The following is a 19,354-nucleotide window of genomic DNA, read 5'->3' as shown; positions in this document are numbered from 1 at the left end:
TTGTGAAGTGAAGTGTTCGCTTTTTGTCAGCAGTCCCGCGTATATGTCGTATACTATCTGCTTTGTCAGATTGGATATTGTTTAAAAATGAACTCATAAGCTTCCCTGTTCAGACGCAAAATACATGAAAAGGGAGGTGCTTTGATGAGGAAATACACGGTTATTGCTTCTATATTACTGTCTTTTCTTTCCGTTTTGTCTGGCGGCCATCATGAATCGAAAGCTGTTCCTGTTGTACAGCAGGAACTATTTCAAACGCCTCATTACATACCCTTGCTTGAAAATCCTCCTCAAATTGATGTGAAAGCTGAAATGAGAAGCAATCTAATGATTGAGGCTCAAGTTCGCGATAATTCGTATCAAGCATTTTCCGCCTTTCTTTTTTATAAACAAAGTAATGAGCTGGGCTACAAAATGGTGCCGATGGACCCGACCCCCGGAGCGGTCCGCAAGTTTTTGGCACAAATTCCGAAACGTTTGATTTGGAACAGCGAGCTTGAGTATTACATTGTGATGTCGAATGGGAAGCAGAGGGTGAAGTCGGAGACGAAGAAACTGAAGCTTGAAGGATACCAGGCTGACCTTGCCCATATTCCGGAGCTTCTGATCACAGAGCTGGCGGTTGATACGAAGAATATAGGACGCGCAGATGGTTATGAATTTATTGAGATTTTTAATACGACTGACAGAACGATTGATTTTAAAGACTACCATATCCGTTACCGCTACCCAAAAGAAGGGCCTGACTCCGATCTGATTTGGAGACCTGATGAAAGGATCTTGATACCATCCGGCGAAACGTTTGTCGTCTGGCTGAAGCCTGCCGGGCATCCAGAATTGACGTCAGAGGATTTCAATCGTTATTATCAGACACAACTAAAAGAAGGAAAAAATCTCGCGGTGATAGACGAGACAGAGGGTATGGCCAATACGAGGCCGCGGGCCGTTGTGATATCAACGAATACAGGAAAGGACATTTCGGTTGCGCATTATCGGAAACATGCGCTGCGCCGGCTGTCATCAGTGCTTTATAAGTATCCGCTGAACGGAACCGCAGAACTTCTGAACATTTCAATCGGGGAAAAGAATCCATCTCCCGGAACCGTATTACAGGCACAGGTGCCCGAGCAGAAACGGAAAATCAAGCTCGATAAAGAAAAGCCGGTCATTGAGGATTTAACTGACCGCAAGCCTGTCCGCCCTGCTGAAAGCATTGAACTGCGGGCTGACATACGGGACCGAAGTCTAGTGAAAACAGCGGCCTTTTACTACCGGACGGATGAGAACAAACCGTTTAAGCGAATTCTTGCTGAAAAAGACCGCAACGATAATCTCTACCATTATATTGTGTATTCGCCTGAATTGATCGGGAAGGATCAGCTAGAGTATTATGTGGCGGCCGGGGACGGGATCAATGAAGCGAGAACGCCGGTCAAAATGATTGATATTAAACAAACAAGCAAGTCGCACGGTCTGCGGATGAATATTGAAAACAGAGACACGCTGTCGGGAACTCAATTTCTCAAAGCCACGACAGAAGGGCGAGCTGACCGCATTAAGCTATGGATTGACGGGAAAAAACAAGTGACAGAGCCCGCGATGGAAAAAGAAGTATATTTTGCATTCGATACGAGGAAAACGAACCTTTATTTTAAAAACGCGGTAACGATGGAAGGCAAAGTGCTAAAGGTGTTCGATGATACAACAAATAAATACCGCACCTATTCTGTTCCATTGCCAGAGACACTGCTTCGGAAAGGGAAGCAGCTGCAGCGTATTACGATACGATCGGGTTCGAAGGTGTCCCCGTTTGATACGGCTGAAAACCGTGATGACTTCTTAGTCAAAAACGCCCGATTGGTGTTATCGGATGGAACGGTGATCAGGGATCAGAGGGTGTCCCCTGAGAAGGAACTCTTTATTGGCGATAATCAGCGCTCGAATAAAAGCTGGCAATTTCAGTTCAATCTGCCTGACGGACTGTTTACATCACAGCTGCTGGAGTGGGATACATCAAAGCTTTCTGAAGGCGCTCACCATATTCAAGCAAGCGACGGCAAGGAAAATGTCAGCCTGGTTGTACGGGTAGATAATTCAGGACCTCACATTGAGCCGAATATCACCGAGGGGCAAACGTATAAAGGAAACCTTATCCTGCAGGCGGATATGTATGATAAATGGAGCAAAATTGAGGAAGCGAAGGCGTCTTTAGATGGAGAAAGCATTACACTCCCATATCATACGTCATCTTCTGACCTTTTGCCGGGAAAACATTCTCTAAAAGTGACAGCAACGGATCTCGCGGGCAATAAAACAGTGATTGAGAGGACGTTTAAAACCGAACGAGAGCATCCGGACCAGCCGGAGGTTATAGACAGCGAAGCCGACACGCATAAGGCTAAGCTTTCTGTACGGGTGAAAGATCCGACGAATGACGCCATGGATGTTGGTTTTTATAGGGGATTTCAATATACAGCGCGAAATCATGTAAAAATATTTAAGCACGCGTCACTGACTGAACCGCCGAAAAGCTTTGTGCCGGAAAGTGAGACCCCATTTACGAATAAAGAATTGGAGCGGGTATCTGCTGCTGATGGAAAAACAGTATCGACAGAAAACAAAGAGCGTTTCCCTTATCATCGCTTTGAAGTGACGGTTGATCCATCAATTGATGAGAATGATCTGGCAGAAGCAGTCTGGAAGGGCAGTTCTTTGCCGGGGAGAAAGGTGACGATGTATGCTTGGAATTATCGGACAAACGAATGGCAGCCTGTTGACAGCTTCGTCGCGAAGGATGACAAACCGTTTACGCTGAAAGCATCTGTGATTGCCGCCGATTTTGTACGGGAGTCGAAAATGAATGTGATTGTACAGGATGAAATTCCCCCTGCGAAGGATATGTACACATTTGTCTGGATGTCTGATACACAGTATTACGCCGAAAGCTATCCGCATATTTTTGATAAACAGACCGAATGGATAAAAGATAACCAAAAGCAGCTCAATATCAAATATGTGTTCCACACGGGTGATATTGTAGATGATTCCGCCGATATCAGACAGTGGAAAAACGCTGATCGGTCAATGTCCGTTCTGGATAAGAGCGGAATTCCTTACGGCGTGCTGGCCGGCAACCACGATGTCGGGCATAAGGACGGCTCCTACAGGGCGTTTGGCAAATATTTTGGCAGCGATCGTTTTGATAAAAAATTGCATTATGGCGGTTCCTATAAAAACAACCGCGGACATTATGACCTGATTTCTAGCAACGGCAATGATTATATCATGCTGTACATGGGATGGGGCATTACGGATGAAGACATCGCGTGGATGAATCAGGTGCTGAAGAAGCATCCTGACCGGATGGCCATTTTAGCTTTTCATGAGTATTTGCTGGTCAGCGGAAACAGAAGCCCAATCGGAGAGAAAATATTCAAAGAAATCGTAAAGCCGAACCCGAATGTCGTGTTGGTGTTGAGCGGGCATTATCATAGTGCGATGAGAAAAACAGATGAGCTGGATGATGATGGTGATGGGAAACCGGATCGTCTTGTGCATCAAATGCTGGCCGATTATCAGGGCGGGCCAGAAGGCGGCCAAGGGTATTTGCGTTTGCTTCAATTTGACCAAGCCAATGACATGGTGCACGTATCGACGTACTCTCCGTATGTAAAGGATAAGAACTACTATGATACGGATACCTATGGCAACAAGGATGAATTTTCTCTTTCGCTTGATTTGAAGCCAAGAATCAAAAAGGTGGAAACCGATTATTTTGAATGTAACGTATATACCAATGAAGAGCTCGGAAAACGGGAGCAAGTGAAGAGCGGGGACACAGCTGAATTCCACTGGGATCATCTTGAACCGCAGTCTGTTTATTATTGGTACATTATAGTGGAAGACAGTTTTAACGGCAAAACGAAATCACCGATCTGGAAGTTCAAGACGAAAAAAGAGACATATCGTCCAGCACCAGACCAGTTTGATTTTCGCCATGTCTCCAATCCTTAAAAAGGGTTGGAGGCTTTTTTTTTATGAAAGACGATCCATATAGTGGACAAATGTATAACGGTCGCCTCTGTATACAGATTTTGCATGCTCAAAAGCAGTTCCGTTCTGCAGATATGTTGTTCGTTTGATTAATAGGACCGGCGCTCCCTTTTGAATACCAAGAATGTTCGCTTCTTCCGTGGTGGCAGCGCTTGGCTCAAGCTCCTGTTTTGCACGGGAAATCGGTATGCTGTTGTACCTTTCAATATGATCATAGATCGACGACTGAAAATGCGATTCGTTTAATTCACCCGCAAGCTCAAACGGAATATGTGAGGACTCAATCGCCATCGGAATATCATTTGCCAGCCGCACCCGAGTGATTTTATGGATAGAGGAGGGGTGCCCGCAGCCTAATATAGCCGCGAGTTCCTCAGTCGAATCAATAAGCTGATAATCAATGAGCCTGCTGCCCGGTGTCATCCCGCGGCTTTTCATATCCTCGGTAAAGCTTGTCAGCCCTTGAAGTGCTTGTTCCATTTTTGGCTTGCTGACAAAGGTGCCCCGCCCCTTCAGGCGATAGAGCAAGCCTTCATTAACTAAATTAGAAAGCGCCTGGCGAACTGTCATCCGGCTGATCCCGAATTGTTCGGCATATTCGCGCTCAGAAGGAAGAGGCATATCCGGCTGCAGCTCTCCGCTCTTAATTTGGTTTTTTAATTGCTCCATAATCTGATAATAAATCGGAATAGGCGATTGTTTATTGATATTCATAAGTCAGCATGTTCCTTTCAAGGTCTTAATGACGCGGCTTCACGATCAATCAAAACCGTAACATCGGAATGCAGGTGCAAAGCAGATGCGGGAAAATCTTCGCTTATGTTTCCTTCTAACAGCTTACGAACAGCTTCCGCTTTGCTTTTTCCAGAAATGAGCAGCAGAATGCGCTTGCTTGAGAGTATCGTTTGAATTCCCATTGTGAGTGCTTTTTTCGGCACGCTGTCTATGGAAGGAAAATATCTGGCATTCGCCTGGCGGGTTTGCTCATTTAATGTCACAACATGAGTTCGCGACTTGAAAGACGTTCCCGGTTCGTTAAAGCCGATGTGTCCGTTTCGGCCGATGCCGAGAAGCTGAATGTCAGTGCCGCCGAGGGAATCGACTAACTGTTCATACCGTCTGCATTCGGCCTCCAAATCGTCTGCATTTCCATTCGGAATAAAATGCCGGCTAGGCTTGCTGTCGATATGCTGAAAAAAACGGTCGTTCATATAGAAGTGATAGCTGTTCGGGTCATCGCTTGAAAGTCCGGCGTACTCATCCAAATTAACTGTAGTGATGTTTTGAAATGAGAGATTCTCAGTTTGGTGCAGGCGGATCAGCTCGCGATACGTGCCTTCCGGTGTGCCGCCCGTCGCTAAACCGAGAACAGCATCAGGTTTTTCTTTGATTGTATCTGCCGTTATTCTGGCTGCTATTTGGCTTAGCTCTTCATACGTTTGACATTCCATTACTTTCATATCTGGTCAGCCTCCTTGGATATAAATGCAATGTTTCCGCGGCAAATGGTGAGAATCACCTCGCAATCACTGCTGACAATCACCAAATCTGCATCTTTTCCCACAGTCACACTGCCTTTTCGGTCAAAGATGCCCAGCTGTTTGGCCGCGTTTGCAGAAGTTATATTAGCTATATCCGTCCAAGAGCAATTTGTAAACTCACGCATATGCCGTGCGCCTTCGTTCATTTTGAGGATCGAACCGGCAAGGGTTCCGTCTGAAAGAAGTGCTGTTCGTCCTCTTACCGTCACACTTTGGCCGCCAAACTCATATACGCCGTCTTTCAGGCCTTTTGCCCTCATGGAATCGGTAATTAAAATGAGCTTGCTGCTGCCTTTCGCCAAAAAAGCAAGCTTTGCAGCTAAAGGATGGGAGTGAATGCCATCGGCGATAAGCTCTGTCACAAACCCATCATGGGCCAGCGCCGTTCCGATCACTCCGGGCTCTCGGTGATGAAACGGGCTCATCGCGTTGTACAGATGAGTCATATGGCTCGCCCCTGCTTTTGCGGCATCCGACAGCAATGCGGAATCGGCATCCGTGTGCCCCATGGACGCGATAATCGATTCGTCTTTCAAATGGCGGATCAGTTCAAAATGCTGATCCTCCTCCGGCGCAAGTGTAACAATTTTGATCAGTCCGCCCGCCTCCTGCTGCCACTTTTTGAAAAGCGCAACATCCGAAGGCCTAATCCACTCCTTTGGCTGCGCTCCGGCTCTTTTAGGCGAAACAAAGGGGCCCTCTAAATGAATGCCGAGCAGTTCTGCACCTAATAAAGAGGACTCTTCAGCCGCTTTCCACTCTCTTGCGTTCACCAAAGCTTGAGAAATGTTCCCATGCTCTTGGGTAATCGTTGTGGCTAAAAAGCTCGTCGTGCCTTCTTCGGGCAGTCTTGACGACATGATGTCGAGCGTGGAAAAGCTAGCATCCATTGTATCTGCGCCATAGCCGCCGTGGATATGAATGTCAATCATGCCGGGAAGCAAAACGGAATCCGCAGGTGCTTGAATCTCTTTTGAATATGGCTCCTTGGGCCGTTCTGTTGAAACTGTGATGATTTTTCCGTCATTGATTCCGACATAGCCGTTTTTGATTACTTCATTTTCTGTCACGATCGCAATGTCTTTGATAAGAAGACTCTCTGCCATAGATGATCCGCCTTTCTGGAATTTGAATACCTTTATTTTACTCTTTTTCAGACTAGTGATCTAGACCAGCTGAGGTGTTTTCCCCCCTTTTATAAAATCTGTTTTAGGTTCAAGCCTGAAAGTGATAAAATGAAAGTATTGTGAGCAAGCTCGGGGCAGCCCGGAACAGGAGGAACATATCGTGGCAAAGGTTCGCACAAAAGACGTAATGGAACAGTTCAATTTGGAATTAATCAGCGGAGAAGAAGGAATTAACCGCCCGATTACAATGAGTGACCTATCAAGACCAGGCATTGAAATTGCCGGATATTTTACATATTACCCGAGAGAGCGCGTGCAGCTTCTCGGAAAAACAGAGCTTTCTTTCTTTGAACAGCTTCCTGAAGAGGAGAAAAAACAGCGGATGGATTCTCTGTGCACTGATGTAACACCAGCTATTATTCTTTCTAGAGATATGCCCATCCCGCAGGAGCTGATTGACGCTTCTGAGAAAAATGGGGTGCCAGTCCTCAGATCGCCGCTGAAAACGACAAGACTGTCAAGCCGTTTAACCAACTTCCTTGAGAGCCGGCTGGCGCCTACCACGGCGATTCATGGCGTTCTTGTCGATATATATGGTGTCGGCGTGCTGATCACAGGAAAAAGCGGCGTCGGGAAAAGTGAAACAGCGCTGGAGCTTGTGAAAAGAGGGCATCGCCTTGTTGCCGATGATTGTGTTGAAATTCGGCAGGAGGATCAGGATACTCTTGTCGGAAACGCTCCGGAATTAATTGAGCATCTCCTTGAAATCAGGGGGCTTGGTATTATCAACGTGATGACGCTGTTTGGCGCCGGCGCGGTCAGAAGCAATAAACGAATCACGATTGTCATGAACCTTGAACTTTGGGAGCAGGGCAAGCAATACGACCGTCTCGGGCTTGAGGAAGAAACCATGAAAATCATTGATACAGAAATCACAAAACTGACGATTCCCGTCCGTCCAGGCCGAAATCTGGCAGTTATCATCGAAGTGGCAGCAATGAACTTCAGATTGAAGCGGATGGGGCTGAATGCCGCTGAACAATTTACGAACAAGCTGGCGGATGTCATTGAAGACGGTGAACAAGGAGAATAGGAGTTGGCGTTAAATGAATGAAGCGATAGAACCACTCAATCCGATAGCTTTTCAGCTGGGGCCGTTAGCCGTCCATTGGTACGGAATCATTATCGGTCTCGGCGCTTTGCTCGGGCTGTGGATAGCGATGAGGGAAAGTGAAAAACGGGGGCTGCAGAAAGATACGTTTATTGATCTTGTCCTGTTTGCCATTCCAATTGCGATTATTTGCGCACGAATTTATTACGTTGCCTTTGAATGGGATTATTATGCGGCACATCCGGGAGAAATCATTAAGATTTGGAAGGGCGGCATTGCCATTCATGGCGGATTAATCGGCGCCATTTTAACGGGTTATGTGTTTTCGAGAGTGAAAAACCTTTCGTTCTGGAAGCTTGCGGATATTGCCGCGCCCAGCATTTTGCTCGGCCAGGCGATCGGCCGCTGGGGGAATTTCATGAATCAGGAAGCGCACGGCGAGGCTGTCAGCAGAGCCTTTTTAGAAAACCTGCACCTGCCTGAATTTATCATCAATCAAATGTACATCAATGGGCAATATTATCATCCTACTTTTTTATATGAATCACTATGGAGCTTTGTCGGCGTCATTGTTTTACTGTTCCTGCGCAGAGCGAATTTGCGTAGAGGCGAGATGTTCTTGATCTATATCATTTGGTATTCAATCGGAAGATACTTTATTGAAGGAATGCGGACTGACAGCTTAATGCTGACTGATTCACTTCGCATCGCTCAGGTGATTTCAATCGTATTGATTGTTTTGGCTGTGGCAGCCATCATCTTCAGACGCGTCAAGGGATACTCGAAGGAGCGGTACGCGGAGTAGACGTCAACAAAGGGGGATGAGGGATGAAGAAGATCTTTCTGGCCGGTCTTGCGGCAGGTCTTCAAACAACATGGACACTCGGTAAAGTGATTTTCCCGGTAACGCTATTGGTCACTTTGCTTCAGCATACGCCTGTCATGGATTGGCTTGTACGGCTGATCACACCGGTAATGGGTCTCTTCGGGCTTTCCGGTGAAGCGGCCATTCCGCTTGTACTGGGAAATATGCTGAATCTGTATGCGGGAATTGCTGGGATTTTAACATTGGATTTATCTGTGAAAGAAGTCTTTATTTTAGCTGTAATGCTTTCATTCTGTCATAACTTGATTATCGAATCGACAGTTGCCGCAAAGGTTGGTATCAGAATTGGCGTCATATTGGCCGTGCGCATCGGTTTGGCCGCTGTGTCAGCCATCGTCATCAACCTCATTTGGCATGGCGGACAGGAAACGGCACAGTACGGTTTTATCGCTGCGAAGAGCGCGGCGCCAGACAGCTGGCTGGCGATGCTGGCAGAAGCCTTAACGAAAGCCGGACTTGGTGTTTTGCAGCTGGCGGCAATTGTCATACCGCTGATGATCATCATCCAGTTTTTAAGAGATTTAGGCTGGCTGCATCGGTTCTCCAGGTGGCTGTCTCCGTTTACGCAGCTGCTTGGCATGAATAAAAATACGTCTATGACGATGGTGGCGGGACTGACGATTGGTCTGGCCTACGGAGCGGGTGTCATGATCAAAGCTGTCGAGGATGACGGCGTGAGCAAGCGGGATATGACATTGGCATTTATATTTCTCGTTGCCTGCCACGCGGTTGTAGAAGATACACTTGTCTTTATTCCGCTTGGCATACCGGTCTGGCCTCTTCTTGTGATTCGTGTCACCACAGCAGTTCTGCTGACAATGGCTATTGCGCATACATGGAAAAAGTGGAAACCCTCAGCGGTTGGAAAGGAAGCAATATGAGTGACAAACAAGTAACGACAATTCTGTTTGATTTAGACGGAACGCTTATTAATACGAATGAATTAATTATCGCGTCCTTTTTGCATACACTGGAGCATTATTATCCGAGCAAGTATAAACGAGAAGATGTCCTTGCGTTTATCGGGCCGTCTCTTTTTGAAACGTTCTCTTCGATGGACCCTGATAAATGCGAGGATATGATCGCCATGTACAGAGCATACAATCATGACATGCATGATTCACTCGTGACTGAATATGAAACGGTATATGAGACCCTGGATGCATTAAAAAAAGCCGGCTTTACATTAGGAATTGTGACAACAAAATTAAGAGATACTGTCAATATGGGCCTCAAGCTCACGGGAATCGGCGAGTTCTTTGAAACAGTTGTTACCCTTGATGATGTGACGAATGCAAAGCCTGATCCCGAGCCTGTGCTTTTAGCGCTGAAACAGCTAGGAAGCGAGCCGGCGGAAGCCATTATGGTCGGAGATAATTACCACGATGTGCTAGCTGGGAAAAACGCCGGTACAAAAACGGCAGGAGTCGCATGGACGATTAAAGGGCCGGAAATGCTGGCGAAGTATGAGCCGGATTTTATGCTTGAGAAAATGAGTGATCTATTACAAATCGTTGGAGTGAAGTAATCTGTGAGAAAAACAGATCGCCATCCGGTCTCGGGGGCCAACTCACTGTGGCATGTCTATCAAACGGTACCTTTTTTAAAGGTCGTCAAAAATTTCATTGTCATTCAAATTGCGAGATATACGCCGTTTATCGGGATGAAAAACTGGCTGTACCGCACATTTCTGCGGATGAAGGTTGGAAAACAGACATCCTTTGCCCTCATGGTGATGCCAGATACCATGTTTCCGGAAAAGATCTCAGTCGGAACAAATACAATCATCGGGTACAATACGACCATTCTGGCCCATGAGTATTTGATTCACGAATACCGGATCGGCAAAGTTCTGATCGGGAACGAAGTGATGATTGGTGCCAACACGACCATTCTGCCCGGGGTGAAAATAGGAGATGGCGCAGTTGTGTCCGCCGGAACGCTTGTCCATAAGGATGTGCCTGACGGGGCATTTGTCGGCGGAAATCCGATGAGGATCATCTATACGAAGGAAGAAATGCAAGAAAGATTGAAAAAGTCCGCTGAATAACATCAGCGGACTTTTTTTGTTAAAATTGAGTGTTGTTGTTTTCGTAAATATGCTGAACACCAATCCATTTTTGACCGACATTAGAGTAGCGTGTATTTGTCATTCTGACCGTGCTTGTTTTGCTGTCCGTCCGGAATATCGCTTCCTTCATGTTTGTGATGGTGCACTTGTCGATGATCACATCAACGTGGAAGGTTGAACCGCCAAGCTGTCTAATGAACTTCCCGCCATTGTCCGCCGTGAAATTTTTCACTGTGAAGGTACTGGCTTTATTGATTTGGAATATCTTATCTGACGCTTTTTGAGCAGAACCGCCGTCGATCGTCACTTTTCCTTCCTTCTTCACCGTTAACGCATCCTCACCAACATCTTCCCATTTCACATTCTGAATGTTAACGTTTCCATAAGTGTGCACGCCATCAGCAGCAGGTGCACCAAGCACGACATTTTTCAGGGTTGCTCCATCCTCCACACGAAAAACAGGGTCTTGGTTTTCTGACTGGCTTCCGTCGCCTAATTCTTTTCCTGCCACAAACCGCTGTCCTTTCCCGTCATATGTTGTATTTTTTGGTACGATAATTGTTTCGTGCACCACTTTGTCAGCTGCAAAAACGGTTGATGGCTGAAACTGGCTGAAACCCATAACCAAACCGAACATAAATAGGATAGACACGATTTTTTTCAATGATAAATCCTCCCCGGATATCTTTCATTTTTTGCAAGAGAAGCGTCAGCGACTTGCACCGGCTTCTCTCGCATAGATCGGGGCAAGGCTGAATCTGCTTTAATCATAAAAACAGACAGCCTGAAAGTAAAGACAATTTTGGGTGAAAAATGGAAAATGAATCGATCTTACCGATTGATACAAAAAGCATGAATATTGTCGTATTTGCTCAGGATAGAGCATAGTGAGGCTTCAGGTGTTTACTTTTGAATAACCACGGCCTGGCTGCCCATTTGTTTCCACGCTTTTTCAAAGCTTGTTCTATCGGTTTTTCTGTTTTTATAGCCATACGGATCATTGAGATACACATATTTATCATCATATCCCGTAACGGCGACGCTGTGTTCGCTGTACGTAATCTCTATCGTTCCGTTTGGCGTTTTCCATGTCTGCATGTTGTCAACTGGCGTAAAGTTGGCTGTCGTAATAACCCAAACTGGATTGCCTTTTTCAAGCTGCTGATAAACAGCGGAAATACTTTTTCCAGTCAGATCAGACACTTTGTCTCCCGCATAGGTTTTCGCCAGCTGATAGATCGGTCGATGGTAGACACCGAGACCAGGGCCATTCGCCATATCCCCGACAAATCCGTCATTCGGATCACCCTTTAATCCGCTGCTGTATGTCAAAGGCACTGTGGCAACCTGATTTGCCAGGGTATTTTTTGTCACGTCGTATCCCGCATAATTCAGCACCATCGCAAGGCTTGTTACTTCACAGCCGTTATAGAGCCGGGGTGCGTCCATTTGATTGTAAAGGATGACATCCAGCGGTTTTGCGCTTCCCTTCAGCTCCTTTTTGCTATTCGCAGCTGAGTCTGTATCGCTATCAGAAACCACTTTTTTAAGGCTGTTCAAAAAAGGAATATCTATATCTTTTGCATCTATTTTAAGTCCGAAAAAAATAACGCCTGAAAGAATCATCAGGACACATAGAGTTCGCAGTGTTTTCATCTTTATCTCCTTGTTCTCTATTTGATTTGTATTATAGCATGCCAAACATAAAGAATTTGAGATATTACGTACCTTTAATACATTATTCATGATTTTTTCATAATGAGGAGAAGGATATTTGAACTAAAAATATCCTTACTGAAGTTAAGCGTTGATTTTCATTCTTTCATCTGCTAACATGTTATCATATTAGCGAACTAAAGGATTCGGAATTTTCCTTCATAAGATAACAGCGGAGGTGCTCGGGTTGATGTTTATGTTTGAAAAACCGCACGGCATGAGAGATACACTGCCCGGTTTATACGAAACGAAAAAAAAGGTGAGACGATCGTTAACCGATTTGATTGATAAATGGGGATATCAATTTATGGAAACGCCGACACTGGAGTTTTACGATACCGTTGGCGTCCAGTCAGCAATTGAAGAGCAGCAGCTGTTTAAGCTACTTGATCAGGACGGCAAGACATTGGTGCTTCGCCCGGATATGACGGGGCCGATTGCAAGGGTGGCGGCATCGAAGCTTCTGAAACACGGTCATCCGCTAAGAGTCGGCTATGCGGCAAATGTATTCAGGGCTCAGGAGCGTGAAGGCGGACGTCCGGCTGAGTTCGAGCAGGTCGGAGTGGAGTTAATCGGTGACGGCACGACGAGCGCGGATGCGGAGGTCATTGCTTTAGTCGTCGGGGCATTAAAAAACGCTGGGCTGGCATCCTTTAAAATTGCAATTGGCCATGCCGGCATTGCGGATGCTTTGTTTGTTGAGGTGCTCGGAAACGTTGAACGAGCTGATGTGCTGCGGAGGTTCTTATATGAAAAGAACTACGTCGGCTACAGAGAGCATGTCAAGTCTCTCCCGCTTTCCTCCATTGATAAAAGCAGGCTGCTTGAGCTCCTTGAACTGCGGGGCGGTATAGAAGTATGCGGACGTGCCGAGGAAATCGTCGATTCTGCGCAAGGAAAAAGCGTGGTTGATGAGCTGAAGGCGCTGTGGGACATTCTTGAGGATTACGGATGTACGGAAAATGTCCGCCTGGATCTGAATATGGTCAGTCACATGAGCTATTACACAGGGATTTTATTTGAAGTGTACGCCGAGAATGTCGGTTTTGTCATTGGAAGCGGCGGCCGTTACAACAAGCTTCTGGGCCATTTTGATTCACCTGCACCGGCAACAGGCTTCGGGCTTCGGATCGACCGGCTGATTGAAGCCCTTCATATGAAAGAAGTACCTTGTGATATAGACGCTGTTATTTTCAGCAAAGAGCAGCGGGCGCAAGCCATCGCTTATGCGAATGAAGAACGCATGAAAGGGAACAAAGTGGTTCTTCAAGATTTATCGGGAATAGAAAATATCGACCAGATGACAAAATCTTTTGCAAACGTCACTTATTTTATCGGTGCCAGAAAGGAAGAGCAAAATGGGTAAGTTACTCACAATGGCGATGCCAAAGGGCCGGATATTTGAAGAAGCGGCAGGGCTGCTGAGGCAGGCAGGCTACAGGCTCCCTGAGGAGTTTGAAGATTCGAGAAAACTGATCATCGATGTGCCGGAGGAAAATCTCCGTTTCATATTAGCGAAGCCGATGGACGTAACCACGTATGTGGAGCATGGCGTGGCAGACGTCGGAATTGCGGGCAAGGATGTCATGCTGGAGGAGGAACGCGATGTGTATGAGGTACTGGATTTAAAAATCAGCAAATGCCACTTAGCTGTCGCCGGACTTCCGAATACAGACTGGAGCGGCGTAGCGCCAAGAATCGCGACAAAGTATCCGAATGTGGCTTCCAGTTATTTCAGAGAGCAGGGAGAACAAGTCGAGATCATTAAGCTCAACGGTTCAATTGAACTGGCTCCGCTCATTGGGCTTGCAGATCGGATAGTGGACATTGTTTCCACAGGACAGACGCTGAAAGAAAATGGGCTTGTTGAAACGGAGCACATTTGTGACATTACCTCTCGCTTTATTGTCAACCCGGTAAGCTATCGCATGAAAGACGATGTGATTGACGAAATGGCATCTCGCCTATCTCTCGTTGTGGAAGGAGAGACGGCAAAATGAAGATCAAAACCATCAGCGGAACGGAACGGCTTTCTCTCAAGCGTTCCATCGATGCCGGAACGGAAGAGCAAAGAAAGACGGTCCGATCCATTATTGAAGATGTTAAAGCAAACGGTGATCAGGCGGTTCGCAGCTACACGGCGAAATTTGACGGCATCGAAATAGACAGCCCGCTCGTCACAAAAGAAGAATTTGAGGAGGCATACACCTCACTGGATTCACGTCTTCTTCAGGTGATTAGGCAGGCAATCGAAAATATTAGGGAATATCACGAAAGACAGCTGCAATCCTCCTGGTTTTATCACAGAAAGGATGGCACAATGCTGGGGCAGAAAGTGACGGCGCTGGATTCCGCCGGTGTATATGTGCCGGGGGGAACGGCTGCATATCCTTCATCTGTTTTGATGAATGTGATTCCGGCGCTTGTAGCGGGCGTTGAAAGAATCGTTCTCGTCACGCCTCCGGGAAAAGACGGTCTGCTGTCTCCTGGAGTTTTGGTTGCTGCAGCCGAGCTGGGCATAAAAGACATTTACAAAATGGGCGGCGCTCAGGCGATTGCGGCGTTAGCATACGGAACAGAAACCATTGAGCCGGTGGATAAAATCACGGGTCCGGGCAACATTTATGTCGCGCTTGCCAAACGAGAAGTGTTCGGCGATGTCGATATCGATATGATTGCCGGACCTAGTGAAATCGTCGTGCTGGCTGATGAAACAGCGATCCCGAGCGAAATTGCAGCCGATCTGCTGTCACAGGCGGAACACGATAAGCTCAGCTCATGTGTGTTTGTCACAGATTCCATGGCGCTGGCCGAGGCGGTTTCAGCTGAGGTGAGTAAGCAGCTGAAAACCTTGCCGCGTAGAGAAATAGCGGAAGCTTCAGTGAGAGATTACGGTTGTATATATGTGGCGGAAACAATGATGGAAGCGATTGATACTGTCAATACACTCGCGCCAGAGCATTTAGAAATCATAACACAGTCTCCGGAAGCTTTTCTTGGGAGTATCAAACATGCGGGTGCAATTTTCTTAGGTAGATACAGCCCTGAGCCTGTCGGTGATTATTTTGCCGGACCGAACCATGTGCTTCCGACAAACGGAACAGCCAGATTTTCAAGTCCATTAAACGTAACTGATTTTCAAAAGAAATCGAGCATTATTTCTTACAGTCAATCAGCCTTTGAAGAACATGCTGAAAGCATCGCGGCTTTTGCCAGACTGGAAGGGTTAGAAGCCCATGCCAGATCAATTGAAGCGAGAGAATGGAGGATTTCTAAATGAGAAAAGCGGAACGCGTCAGGAAAACAAACGAAACAGATATTGAGCTGGCATTTACAATAGACGGCGGAGGACAAGCGGATATTAAAACAGATGTGCCGTTTATGACACATATGTTGGATTTATTCACGAAACACGGCCAATTCGATCTTTCCATTAACGCAAAAGGCGATGTTGATATAGATGATCACCACACGACTGAAGATATCGGCATCTGCTTAGGGCAGGCGCTGCTCGAAGCGTTGGGCGATAAAAAAGGAATCAAACGCTACGGATCGGCGTTTGTGCCGATGGATGAGGCACTTGCTCAAGTTGTGATTGATTTAAGCAACCGGCCGCACTTAGAAATGCGCGCTGATTTCCCGGCTGCTAAAGTCGGAACTTTCGATACGGAGCTTGTACATGAATTTTTGTGGAAGCTTGCGCTCGAAGCTCGAATGAACCTGCACGTCATCGTTCATTATGGCACAAATACCCACCACATGATTGAAGCCGTTTTTAAAGCGCTGGGACGTGCGCTTGATGAAGCGACAACGATCGATCCGCGTGTTAAAGGAATACCATCAACGAAAGGGATGCTGTAAATGATCGGCGTGATAGATTACGGAATGGGGAATTTATACAGTGTCTCAAAGGCGCTTGAACGTGTCGGCGTGCCGTATTTTGTTTCTGAAAAGCTGGAGGAGCTGAAAGAAGCTGATGCCTTCATTTTGCCGGGAGTCGGTTCATTTGGAGACGCGATGGACAATTTGCGCTACACGAAGCTTGATCAATTGATTCACGATATGGTCTCAGAGGGAAGGCTGCTTCTCGGGATCTGCCTCGGCATGCAGCTTTTATTTGAAGAAAGCGAAGAAAACGGCACCGCTTCAGGACTCGGGCTGTTAAAAGGAAAAGCAGTCAGGCTGAAAGCAGAAGATGAAAAAGGAAACAAGCTGAAGGTTCCGCATATGGGCTGGAATCGTCTTTCTTTTCATAATGAATCTCCGCTGCTGTCTGAAACAGAACAAGGCTACGCTTACTTCGTTCATTCTTATTACATTGACGGGATGGAGGAGAACGCGCTTCTGGCAAGCGCCGATTATGGTGTGCGAGTGCCTGCTGTAGTCGGAAAAGGGAACGTCTTCGGCGCCCAATTTCACCCGGAAAAAAGCAGCACGGTCGGAATGTCTATTTTAACCCAATTTACGAAAATGGCAGAAGAACAGAAGGTGAAAAAATGAGTGCTTTTACATTATATCCGGCAATTGATATGAGAAACGGCAAATGTGTCCGCCTTGTTCAAGGGGATTATAATAAGGAAACGATATATGGCGATTCACCGTACGACATGGCTGAGTTATTTGCGAAAGAGGGTGCCGAATGGATCCATCTCGTTGATCTCGACGGGGCCAAAGAAGGGAAAAGAGTGAATGACCGCCATGTGATTGAGATTGCGCAAAAGCTGAACCTGAAAGTCGAAATCGGCGGCGGGATCCGTTCCGAAAATGACGTCTATGAATATTTATCAGCAGGAGTCGATAGGGTGATCTTGGGAAGCTCAGCAGTTTCTAACCCTCCGTTTGTCAAAAAAATGCTGAAACAATATGGCGAGAAAATTGCAATCGGACTGGATGCGAGAAACGGTTTTGTTTCAACAGAGGGATGGCTTGAAACATCAACCCTTAAGGCAACTGAACTGGGCAAAGAGCTAGCCAATGAAGGTGCGGAAGTCTTTATTTTTACTGACATCGCGACAGACGGAATGCTGTCAGGCCCCAATGTTAAAAGCACGGTCGAGCTTGCTAAGGAAACGGGGAAATCGGTGATCGCTTCCGGCGGAGTCAGCTCCGTCGCGGATCTCGAAGCTCTCGCCCGCTATGAGGCGGACGGCGTCTCTGGAGCGATCATCGGAAAAGCGCTGTATACCAATCAGTTTACGCTGAGTGAGGCGCTTGAAAGGGTGAAGCGCAAATGATCACAAAACGGATTATTCCATGCCTTGATGTCAAAGAAGGACGCGTTGTCAAAGGAATTCAATTTCTCGAATTGAAGGATGCAGGTGACCCAGTTGAACTCGCTGAAGTGTACGACCGGGAAGGTGCGGATGAACTTGTTTTTCTTGATATCTCCGCCTCGCACGAAGGACGAAAGACGATGGTTGACGTTGTGGAGCAGGTTGCCGCGAAGCTTGCCATTCCGTTTACAGTCGGCGGCGGCATCAATCAGCTCAGCGATATGAAAACGATACTGCGTGCCGGAGCGGACAAAGTGTCGGTGAACACGGCAGCTGTTCTCCGCCCTGAGCTGATTACAGAAGGAGCCGAGTTTTTCGGTTCTCAATGCATCGTACTTGCCATTGATGCCAAGTACGACAAAGAATCTGACACATATAAGGTCTACACGCACGGCGGCAGAAAGAAAACAGATTGGGAGGTCACCGCGTGGGCAAAAGAAGGCGTCAAACGCGGGGCAGGAGAAATATTGCTGACAAGCATGGACTCTGACGGTGAGAAAAAAGGCTTCGACCACACGCTGACAAAGCTTGTTTCCGAAGCTGTCCCCGTCCCTGTTATCGCCTCGGGAGGCGCGGGAAACGCACAGCATATGCTTGAGGCTTTTACAAAAGGAGAAGCCGACGCCGCGCTGGCCGCCTCAATTTTTCATTATAAAGAAACATCGATTAAAGAAGTGAAATCATACTTGAAAGAGTACGGGGTGAATGTGAGATGAAACAGGCAGATGAACTGCGTTTTAACGAGGACGGATTAATTCCTGCCATCGTGCAGGATGCGGCAAGCAAAGAAGTGCTGACACTTGCGTATATGAACAAGGAATCGTACGAGAAAACGCTGGAAACGAAGGAAACATGGTTTTACAGCCGCTCACGCCAAGCGTTATGGCATAAAGGAGAAACCTCAGGGAACACGCAAGCCGTCAAAGGTATCCGGTATGACTGCGACCAGGACGCATTGATCGTACTTGTAGAGCCGTCCGGCCCGGCATGCCACACTGGCAGCTACAGCTGTTTTATGAAGGAACAAACAGAAGAACAGGCCGCGGGCCGATTCGGCATCATGAACGAACTGGAGCGGGTGATCGCGGAACGCCAAGCGGAAATGCCTGAAGGAGCTTACACCACGTACCTCTTCCGTGAAGGCGTCGATAAGATTTTGAAAAAAGTCGGAGAAGAAGCATCCGAAGTCATCATCGCCGCGAAAAACCGGGATCATGAGGAACTCAAATGGGAAGCGGCAGACCTGCTGTATCACCTGCTTGTCCTGCTCAGAGAGCAAGCCTTGCCGCTGGATGATGTGCTTGACGTATTGAAAAAACGCCATTCTGAGAAAGAAGAGTAAAGAGCCGTATGATACGGCTCTTTTTGTTTTGTGAAAAAAGTAATAGGTATTTAGATTTATATGAGGTGTTATATATGATTAGTTAATAAAAGGAGATCAAAACCGAGTCCGATTTCCTATTTATCCAAATCCAGCCATGATGTAACATGAAAAAGGATAAAATAATCATTTCTTAAGCAGGTCAATAGAATTATTTTAGTATGAAAATAGAATACTATTCTCACAAAACCCGTG

General features: G+C 46.7%; 19 protein-coding genes. 14 read left to right on the top strand and 5 right to left on the bottom strand.

What is annotated here, in order from left to right; all coding sequences use genetic code 11:
- Nucleotides 1-144: 144 nt before the first annotated feature.
- Entirely contained in the window at nucleotides 145-4,014 is a 3,870-nt protein-coding gene (locus AC07VD_RS02095; protein ID WP_494721569.1) for a lamin tail domain-containing metallophosphoesterase family protein, read from the top strand.
- 21 nt (nucleotides 4,015-4,035) lie between these two features.
- On the opposite strand, the gene nagR is transcribed toward AC07VD_RS02095, so the two are convergent.
- The 3 genes from nagR to nagA are packed head-to-tail and all read right to left on the bottom strand — an operon-like array spanning nucleotide 4,036 to nucleotide 6,700.
- On the bottom strand, nucleotides 4,036-4,767 hold the full coding sequence (gene nagR, locus AC07VD_RS02090; RefSeq protein ID WP_015251129.1) for an N-acetylglucosamine utilization transcriptional regulator NagR: 732 nt from the start codon (nucleotides 4,765-4,767) through the stop codon (nucleotides 4,036-4,038).
- A gap of 17 nt (nucleotides 4,768-4,784) precedes the next feature.
- Entirely contained in the window at nucleotides 4,785-5,513 is a 729-nt protein-coding gene (gene nagB / locus AC07VD_RS02085) for a glucosamine-6-phosphate deaminase (protein ID WP_129092734.1), read from the bottom strand.
- A complete protein-coding gene (gene nagA / locus AC07VD_RS02080) occupies nucleotides 5,510-6,700 on the bottom strand; it encodes an N-acetylglucosamine-6-phosphate deacetylase (protein ID WP_041333299.1) in 1,191 nt (396 codons plus the stop codon). Before nagA ends, nagB begins: the two co-directional genes overlap by 4 nt.
- A 181-nt stretch (nucleotides 6,701-6,881) precedes the next feature.
- On the opposite strand from nagA, the gene hprK reads away from it, so the two are divergent.
- The 5 genes from hprK to AC07VD_RS02055 are packed head-to-tail and all read left to right on the top strand — an operon-like array spanning nucleotide 6,882 to nucleotide 10,768.
- Nucleotides 6,882-7,814, top strand: a complete 933-nt coding sequence (gene hprK, locus AC07VD_RS02075; RefSeq protein ID WP_122894771.1) for an HPr(Ser) kinase/phosphatase — start codon at nucleotides 6,882-6,884, stop codon at nucleotides 7,812-7,814.
- 13 nt (nucleotides 7,815-7,827) lie between these two features.
- A complete protein-coding gene (gene lgt, locus AC07VD_RS02070; RefSeq protein WP_014478105.1) occupies nucleotides 7,828-8,637 on the top strand; it encodes a prolipoprotein diacylglyceryl transferase in 810 nt (269 codons plus the stop codon).
- Between the two features lie 23 nt (nucleotides 8,638-8,660).
- Nucleotides 8,661-9,599 (top strand): nucleoside recognition domain-containing protein, encoded by a 939-nt coding sequence (locus tag AC07VD_RS02065; protein WP_494721570.1) that lies wholly within the window; start codon nucleotides 8,661-8,663, stop codon nucleotides 9,597-9,599.
- Nucleotides 9,596-10,246: a pyrophosphatase PpaX gene (gene ppaX, locus AC07VD_RS02060; protein ID WP_041055175.1), complete on the top strand. Its 651-nt coding sequence runs from the start codon at nucleotides 9,596-9,598 to the stop codon at nucleotides 10,244-10,246. The genes AC07VD_RS02065 and ppaX overlap by 4 nt, the downstream gene beginning before the upstream one ends.
- Nucleotides 10,247-10,249: 3 nt before the next feature.
- Nucleotides 10,250-10,768, top strand: a complete 519-nt coding sequence (locus AC07VD_RS02055) for an acyltransferase (protein ID WP_494721571.1) — start codon at nucleotides 10,250-10,252, stop codon at nucleotides 10,766-10,768.
- 19 nt (nucleotides 10,769-10,787) lie between these two features.
- Here the strand turns inward: AC07VD_RS02055 and pelC are convergent, their stop codons facing one another.
- Both pelC and AC07VD_RS02045 read right to left on the bottom strand, forming a co-directional pair.
- Nucleotides 10,788-11,453: a pectate/pectin lyase PelC gene (gene pelC / locus AC07VD_RS02050; protein ID WP_003242578.1), complete on the bottom strand. Its 666-nt coding sequence runs from the start codon at nucleotides 11,451-11,453 to the stop codon at nucleotides 10,788-10,790.
- A 239-nt stretch (nucleotides 11,454-11,692) separates the two neighbouring features.
- The gene (locus tag AC07VD_RS02045; protein ID WP_003243552.1) at nucleotides 11,693-12,445 is read right to left on the bottom strand and encodes a C39 family peptidase; all 753 of its coding nucleotides are present in this window, start codon (nucleotides 12,443-12,445) and stop codon (nucleotides 11,693-11,695) included.
- Between the two features lie 250 nt (nucleotides 12,446-12,695).
- On the opposite strand from AC07VD_RS02045, the gene AC07VD_RS02040 reads away from it, so the two are divergent.
- The 8 genes from AC07VD_RS02040 to hisIE are packed head-to-tail and all read left to right on the top strand — an operon-like array spanning nucleotide 12,696 to nucleotide 19,120.
- Nucleotides 12,696-13,871 (top strand): ATP phosphoribosyltransferase regulatory subunit, encoded by a 1,176-nt coding sequence (locus tag AC07VD_RS02040; protein ID WP_144530786.1) that lies wholly within the window; start codon nucleotides 12,696-12,698, stop codon nucleotides 13,869-13,871.
- A complete protein-coding gene (hisG, locus tag AC07VD_RS02035) occupies nucleotides 13,864-14,505 on the top strand; it encodes an ATP phosphoribosyltransferase (RefSeq protein WP_015251138.1) in 642 nt (213 codons plus the stop codon). Before AC07VD_RS02040 ends, hisG begins: the two co-directional genes overlap by 8 nt.
- Nucleotides 14,502-15,785, top strand: a complete 1,284-nt coding sequence (gene hisD, locus AC07VD_RS02030; RefSeq protein ID WP_129092732.1) for a histidinol dehydrogenase — start codon at nucleotides 14,502-14,504, stop codon at nucleotides 15,783-15,785. Before hisG ends, hisD begins: the two co-directional genes overlap by 4 nt.
- Nucleotides 15,782-16,366 carry an imidazoleglycerol-phosphate dehydratase HisB gene (gene hisB, locus AC07VD_RS02025; RefSeq protein ID WP_003243389.1) on the top strand — a complete coding sequence of 195 codons (585 nt, stop codon included), beginning with the start codon at nucleotides 15,782-15,784 and terminating at the stop codon, nucleotides 16,364-16,366. Before hisD ends, hisB begins: the two co-directional genes overlap by 4 nt.
- Nucleotides 16,367-17,005 (top strand): imidazole glycerol phosphate synthase subunit HisH, encoded by a 639-nt coding sequence (gene hisH / locus AC07VD_RS02020; protein WP_130572898.1) that lies wholly within the window; start codon nucleotides 16,367-16,369, stop codon nucleotides 17,003-17,005.
- Nucleotides 17,002-17,739 (top strand): 1-(5-phosphoribosyl)-5-[(5-phosphoribosylamino)methylideneamino]imidazole-4-carboxamide isomerase, encoded by a 738-nt coding sequence (gene hisA / locus AC07VD_RS02015; protein WP_024571939.1) that lies wholly within the window; start codon nucleotides 17,002-17,004, stop codon nucleotides 17,737-17,739. Before hisH ends, hisA begins: the two co-directional genes overlap by 4 nt.
- Nucleotides 17,736-18,494: an imidazole glycerol phosphate synthase subunit HisF gene (gene hisF / locus AC07VD_RS02010; RefSeq protein WP_003244585.1), complete on the top strand. Its 759-nt coding sequence runs from the start codon at nucleotides 17,736-17,738 to the stop codon at nucleotides 18,492-18,494. Before hisA ends, hisF begins: the two co-directional genes overlap by 4 nt.
- Nucleotides 18,491-19,120 (top strand): bifunctional phosphoribosyl-AMP cyclohydrolase/phosphoribosyl-ATP diphosphatase HisIE, encoded by a 630-nt coding sequence (hisIE, locus tag AC07VD_RS02005; protein WP_003228125.1) that lies wholly within the window; start codon nucleotides 18,491-18,493, stop codon nucleotides 19,118-19,120. The genes hisF and hisIE overlap by 4 nt, the downstream gene beginning before the upstream one ends.
- The last annotated feature ends 234 nt before the right edge of the window (nucleotides 19,121-19,354 follow it).

The organism is Bacillus sp. GW821-FHT01G09, from assembly GCF_059422205.1.
This window is presented reverse-complemented; position numbering and strand designations above follow the sequence as displayed.